The organism is Actinoplanes sp. NPDC051411 (assembly GCF_040682075.1).
GTDB lineage: Bacteria > Actinomycetota > Actinomycetes > Mycobacteriales > Micromonosporaceae > Actinoplanes.
This window is the reverse complement of the sequence record NZ_JBFBAD010000218.1, coordinates 1,446-7,402: the sequence shown is the minus strand read 5'-3', so window position 1 is coordinate 7,402 and position 5,957 is coordinate 1,446. Positions and strand designations below refer to the sequence as shown.

The 5,957-nt window shown below is 69.6% G+C and carries 4 protein-coding genes and 1 pseudogene; 3 read left to right on the top strand and 2 right to left on the bottom strand.

Going from position 1 to position 5,957, the window contains the following annotated elements; genetic code table 11:
• Positions 1-724 precede the first annotated feature (724 nt).
• The 3 genes from AB0M88_RS51265 (at position 725) to AB0M88_RS51255 (ending at position 5,087) form a co-directional block, all read left to right on the top strand.
• Positions 725-3,625 (top strand): glycoside hydrolase family 3 C-terminal domain-containing protein, encoded by a 2,901-nt coding sequence (locus AB0M88_RS51265; protein ID WP_364115300.1) that lies wholly within the window; start codon positions 725-727, stop codon positions 3,623-3,625.
• 104 nt (positions 3,626-3,729) lie between these two features.
• Positions 3,730-4,740, top strand: a complete 1,011-nt coding sequence (locus AB0M88_RS51260) for a LacI family DNA-binding transcriptional regulator (RefSeq protein WP_364115298.1) — start codon at positions 3,730-3,732, stop codon at positions 4,738-4,740.
• A 167-nt stretch (positions 4,741-4,907) separates the two neighbouring features.
• On the top strand, positions 4,908-5,087 hold the full coding sequence (locus AB0M88_RS51255) for a hypothetical protein (protein ID WP_364115296.1): 180 nt from the start codon (positions 4,908-4,910) through the stop codon (positions 5,085-5,087).
• Positions 5,088-5,161: 74 nt separating this feature from the next.
• On the opposite strand, the pseudogene AB0M88_RS51250 reads toward AB0M88_RS51255, so the two are convergent.
• Positions 5,162-5,310: pseudogene (locus tag AB0M88_RS51250) on the bottom strand (transposase); the annotation flags it as partial.
• 95 nt (positions 5,311-5,405) lie between these two features.
• Positions 5,406-5,756, bottom strand: a complete 351-nt coding sequence (locus AB0M88_RS51245) for a hypothetical protein (RefSeq protein WP_364115294.1) — start codon at positions 5,754-5,756, stop codon at positions 5,406-5,408.
• Between the last annotated feature and the right edge of the window lie 201 nt (positions 5,757-5,957).

Sequence of the window (5,957 nt, the reverse complement as noted above, 5' to 3'; positions counted from 1 at the left end):
GCGGCGAGCCCAGCCTGCGGCGAGCCCAGCCTGCGGCGAGCCCAGCCTGCGGCGAGCCCAGCCTGCGGCGAGCCCAGCCTGCGGCGAGCCCAGCCTGCGGCGAGCCCAGCCATCTAGGATCCTAGGACGGCGAACGCGGCGTGAGGCAGGAAACAGGCCGCGCCGCGACGATCTGAATGGCGAAGCCTCCGCAGCCGCCCAGCCCACTGCCCTGCTGGCATCGGCGCCGGCTGGGTTTCCGGGTGCCAGCCCCGCCTGGCTGCCCGGATGCGAGCGCTGCGCGCCCACCCGGATGCGAGCGCTGCCCGGATGCCGGCACCGCCTGGCGGCCCGGATGCCAGCGCTGCGCGCCTGCCCCGATGCCAGCGCTGCCCGGATGCCGGCCCTGCCTGGCTAGCCGAATGTCGGCGCTGCCCGGCTGCCCGCCTACCCCGATGCCAGCGCTGCCCGGATGTCAGCCCGGCCTGGCTGCCCGGCTGCCCGCCTACCCGAATGTCGGCGCTATCCGGCCACCTTGGCGTGGGAGCTGGCGGAGCAGCGTGGGGCCGGATTTTTGGCAGACGGTGGACACGGGGTGGGGTGACATCTATCGTGAGCGATACCACCGAACAATCGAAGCGCTTCGACGACCATTCGTCGGGGCGAATTTCACTCGCTCTGAGCGAACCCGCTGAGCTCGGACATTTCCATGCCCTTGCCATTGTCGTGTGCTAGGAGAATCGCCATGCCGAGGCGAATCCTGGCGGTGCTGGCCGCGGCTTTGATCGCCGTGCCGACCGCTCCCGGCGCTGCCCGCGCCGATTCCAATTTTCCGTTCCGGGATCCGTCTCTGCCGTTGCAGGCCCGGGTTGACGACCTCGTCGGGCGGCTGACGCTGGACGAGAAGATCTCGATGCTTCACCAATATCAGCCGGCGGTGCCGCGGCTGGGGATCAAGCTGTTCAAGGCCGGCACCGAAGCCTTGCACGGCGTGGCCTGGTCGAATGACATCGACAACAATTCGAACGTCGTACCGGCTGATGGCACGACCTTCGCCCAGCCGGTCGGTCTGGCCAGCACCTGGGACACCGACCTGATCAAGCAGGTGGGCGGGGCGGTCGGTGACGAGGCGCGCGGATTCAACGCGGAAAATCCGCGGGTGTTCGGCCTCAATCTGTGGGCGCCGGTGGTCAACCTGCTGCGCGATCCCCGGTGGGGGCGCAACGAGGAGGGCTATTCGGAGGATCCGCTGCTCACCGGGGCGATCTCCACCGCGTACGGGAAAGGGCTGGAGGGTAACGACCCGGCCCATCTCAAGACGGCGCCGACGCTGAAGCACTACCTCGCCTACAACAATGAGACCGGCCGCGACGTGACGTCGTCGACCGTGCCGCAGCGGGTGCTGAACGAATATGACCGTCAGGCCTTCGAGCCGGCGATGAGGGCGAACGCGGCGACCGGGGTGATGGCGTCCTACAACCTGGTCAACGGGCGGCCGGCGACGGTCGACCCGGATCTGGCGACGCTGGTGCGCGGGTGGTCGGACTATCCGGTGTTCAACGTCAGCGATGCCGGGGCGCCCTACAACTTGACCGGGTCGCAGCACTATTTCGCGACCCAGGCCGAGGCCGACGCCGCGGTGATCAAGGCGGGCATCAACAGTTTCACGATCGACAACGCGGACGGCGCCCCGATGGCCGCCGCGATTCACCAGGCCCTCGACCAGGGCCTGCTCTCCGAGCAGGACATCGATGTGGCGGTGGGTCAGGCTTTGAGCATCCGGTTCCGGCTGGGGGAGTTCGATCCCTCCGGGGGACCGTACGCGAAGATCACGCCCGCGGTCATCAACAGTCCCGCCAACCGGCAGTTGGCCCGCAAGACCGCCGATGAGGCGATGGTCCTGCTCAAGAACCAGGACGGCGCGCTGCCGCTCAAGCCGGGCGGCAAGGTGGCCGTGGTCGGGCCGCTGGCCGACACGCTGTACAGCGACTGGTACGCGGGCACGCTGCCGTACAAGGTGACGGCGCTCGACGGCATCCGGGCCAAGGCCGGCTCCGTGTCGACGAGCGACGGTGCCGACCGGATCGCCTTGCAGGACGTGGCTACGGGCAAATTCGTGAGCGCGGCCGACCCTGATGCCGTCAAAGCGACGGCCGATGAACCGGACGCCGCCGCTCAGTTCGACGCGGTCGACTGGGGACAGAACGTCTCGACGCTGAAGAACGTCGGCAACGGCAAATACCTGGGCTACAACTGGGGCCCGTTCATCACCCACGACGATCAGCCCAACGGCTGGTACGTCCAGCAGCAGTTCAAGATCGAGCCGCAGCCGGACGGGACCGTGGCGCTGCACTACGCGGGATACGAGACGCAGGAGACGTGGTTCGGCGGTAATACCTACGTGACGGTCAACCCCGATGGTGGTCTGACCCTCGGAGCATCCGACGCTTCGCACGCGGCCCATTTCCGCAAGCAGGTGATCAGCAGCGCGGTCGACCAGGCGGTCGCCGCGGCTCGAAAGGCCGACACCGCGGTGGTCGTCGTCGGCAGCAACCCGTTCATCAACGGCCGGGAGGCGCACGACCGGACGTCGCTGGCGCTCGGAGACGGGCAGGAGGCGCTGGTGCGCGCGGTGCGGCAGGCCAACCCGCACACGATCGTCGTGCTGCAGACCAGCTATCCGGACACGATCACCTGGGAGCAGCAGCACATCCCGGGCATCGTCTGGACCACCCACGCCGGCGCCGAGACCGGGCACGCGATCGCGGACGTGCTCTACGGCGACTACAACCCGGCCGGCCGGCTCACCCAGACCTGGCCGGCGTCGGCCGCCCAGTTGCCGCCCGATCTCAACGACTACGACATCATCTCGAGCGGCCAGACCTATCTCTACAGCGAACAGAAGCCCCTTTACCCCTTCGGTTTCGGCCTGTCCTACAGCTCATTCCGATATGGCACGCCGGTGGTCTCGGGCGGCTCGGTGCGGGTCGCGGTCACGAACACCGGTAAACGGGCGGGTGACGAGGTCGTCCAGCTTTACACCCACCAGCGGAACTCGCGGGACACGGTCGCTGTGAAGCAGTTGCGCGGTTTTCAGCGCGTACATCTGGAGCCCGGCCGAACGGCGACCGTGACCCTTCCGCTCAGCCCGGCCGATCTCGCCCATTGGGATGTCACCCGCGGCCGGTGGGTGACCGAGACATCGACCTACGACATCCTGGTCGGTTCCTCGTCGGCCGATATCCGGGCCCGGACCGCGATCGCGGTCCGGGGAGAGACCATTCCGGCCCGGGACCTCGCGCACGCCACGAGGGCGGAGGCCTTTGACGCGTACGCCGGCACGACGCTCCTTCCCGAATCGCCGTTGTCGGGGACCGTGGTCGGAAGCACGGCCGCCGGTCAATGGATCGCCTTCAAGGACGTTGAATTGCGGGACGGTAGGACCTTCAGCGCGTCGGCCCTCGGGTCGGGAACCGTGCAGGTGCGGCTGGATTCGCCGACCGGGCGGCTTCTCGGCACGGCGAACGTGTCCTCCGACGGTTATGTGAGCACCACGGCCCGGCTGGCCCGCAATGACGGCCGGCACGACCTCTATCTGGTTTTCGGCGGGCCCGGGATCCGGGTCGCCACGTTCTCCATTCGGTGAGAGGGGAGCCCCGCCCGCCGGCCTGGTGAACCGGCGGGCGGGGACACCGGGTCGGGCACCACCGCCCCGAATAACTCTCAGTAGGATCGACCGCAGGAGGGCCGATGCCGACGATCAATGACGTGGCCCGGGCGGCCGGGGTCTCGCCGAGCACCGTGTCGTACGTGCTGAGCGGCCGCCGGCCGATCTCGGCCCAGACCCGTGCCCGGGTGCAGGCGGCCATCGCCGAGCTGGGGTTCCACCCGCACGCCGGGGCCCGGGCGCTGGCCAGCAGCAAGACCAACGTGCTGGCGCTGGTGGTGCCGCTGCGCGTCGACGTCAACGTGCCGGTCATCATGCAGTTCGCGACCGCGGTCGTCACGACGGCCCGCACCCACAACCACGACGTGCTGCTGCTGACCAAGGACGAGGGCACGGCCGGGCTGGAGCGGGTCGCCAACAGCACGATGGTCGACGCGCTGATCGTGATGGACGTGGAACGCGACGATCTGCGCATCCCGGCTCTGGGCAAGCTCAAGCAGCCGTCGGTGCTGATCGGCCTGCCGACCGACCCGGCCGGCATCGTGTGTGTCGACCTCGACTTCGCGGCGGCGGCCGGTGAGGCTCTGCGGCACCTGGCGTGGCACGGGCACCGGCGGATCGCCCTGGTGGGACCGTCGCCGGCGGTCTATCGCCGGGGCACGTCGTACGCCGAGCGGTTCCTGGCCGGCTTCAACGAGACGTCGGCGGCGCAGGGGCTGGAGACGCTGTCGCATCCGTGCGAGCCGGGTCCCGAGGGCGTGCGGCAGGCCCTGGCCGACATCGACGCCGAGCTGCCGGGCGCGACGGCGCTGGTGGTGCACAACGAGGAAGTTCTGCGGCTCGTGCTCGACGAGCTGAAGTCGTCCGGCCGCCAGATCCCGTCGGACATGTCGGTGGTCGCGGTGTGCCCGCGGGATGTCGCGCTGGGCATGCCGATCGCGCTGACGTCGATCGACATCCCGGCCCACGACGTGGGCGGCCTCGCGGTCGAGACGGCGATGAAGCTGCTCGACGGCCGCCACACCGACCCGGTCCGCCTGCTCCCGCCGACGCTGGTCGAGCGCGACAGCTGCGGCTCGCCCCGCGGTCACTGAGTGTCGAGGGGTGAGGCCGGCGCTCCGGGGGTGAGGTCGGCGTTCCCCGGGCGGTGAGGCCGGCGCTCCGGGGGTGAGGCCAGCCTGACGTGGCCCGAGGTTGGCGGCCCGGTCGAGGCCGTGTCCTGCCGATCATCGGAGCCTGATCGGAGCGGCGATGAGCAGTAGTGATGCTGGGTAAAGGGCTGCCGTTTGAACCGGTTGAAGCAGCGTTCTACGACGTTTCTGTTCCGGTGGGTCGCGCCGTCGAAGTCCGGCGGTCGCCCGCCCGAGCTGCCTTTCGCAGCCCGGCGGGCGATCTGGTCGGCTCGTTCAGCGCTGGTGTGCGCGATCCCGCGTTCGCGTAGCCCGCGCCGGGTCCGGTCGTGGGCGTAGGCCTTGTCGGTGATCAGCATGTCCGGCTTCTTCCGCGGCCGGCCCCGGTCTTCCACGGTCCGTAGCGTTCCGGCCGGTCCCGCCAGGGTGCCCCGGCCGGTAGCTTCCAGAGGATTCCGTGATCACCTGACGGTGGTCTCGCCACCGTCCTGACCTGCGGCCTGGCTCGGACAACAACGGCTCTATCACCGGCAGGCCTTGTCCGTCAGTTCACCGCGTCCCGCACCCGACACATCAACCAGAACTGATCGGCAGGACACGGCCCCGGCGGGGCAACAGCTGCGTGCCGGTCAGATCTCCGGCCGGCGGCCGGCGTCGGCTCCCCATCCGGCCGGCGCCGCCCGGCGTGCCTCGTCCGGGGTCACCGAGGGCAGATCGGCCGCCCGGACCTTTACCACCGGTACGTCGAAGGCGAACTCGACGTCGGTCCCGTCGGCGAACGACACCGTCACGTGCGTGTCCGGGCCGGCCGGATGGTTGTCCATCCACTGGACGTGGACGACCTCGGCGGTCAGGGAGCCGTCCGGGCGTACCAGGGCGAACCCCTCGAGGGCGCCCTGGGCGACGTCCGGGCGCAGCCGCCGACTCTGCTCCGCGCGCTGCTGGTCGCGCCAGCGGCGCCGGGCCTCGGTGTTCGCCATGGGCTCCATTCTTCAACCGGTCGCGGCTCGGGCATCGACGCGGTCGAATCCGCGCAGGGCAGGGGGAGCGTGAGGGCCGGGACCGGCCGCATGGTCACGGTCCCGGAAATGTCTTCGTCACACCGTTGACATCTGTGCGGCGGGTTCTCTAGCGTCACCGGAAAGTCCCGCGTCGAAGCGCTTCGACGATTGCCTGTCGAA

What these genes read in the sequence shown, in the direction of transcription:
- AB0M88_RS51260 (WP_364115298.1), top strand. Translation starts at nt 3,730, where the DNA reads ATGCCGACGATCAATGACGTGGCCCGGGCGGCCGGGGTCTCGCCGAGC.
- AB0M88_RS51265 (WP_364115300.1), top strand. Translation starts at nt 725, where the DNA reads ATGCCGAGGCGAATCCTGGCGGTGCTGGCCGCGGCTTTGATCGCCGTG.
- AB0M88_RS51245 (WP_364115294.1), bottom strand. Translation starts at nt 5,756, where the DNA reads ATGGCGAACACCGAGGCCCGGCGCCGCTGGCGCGACCAGCAGCGCGCG.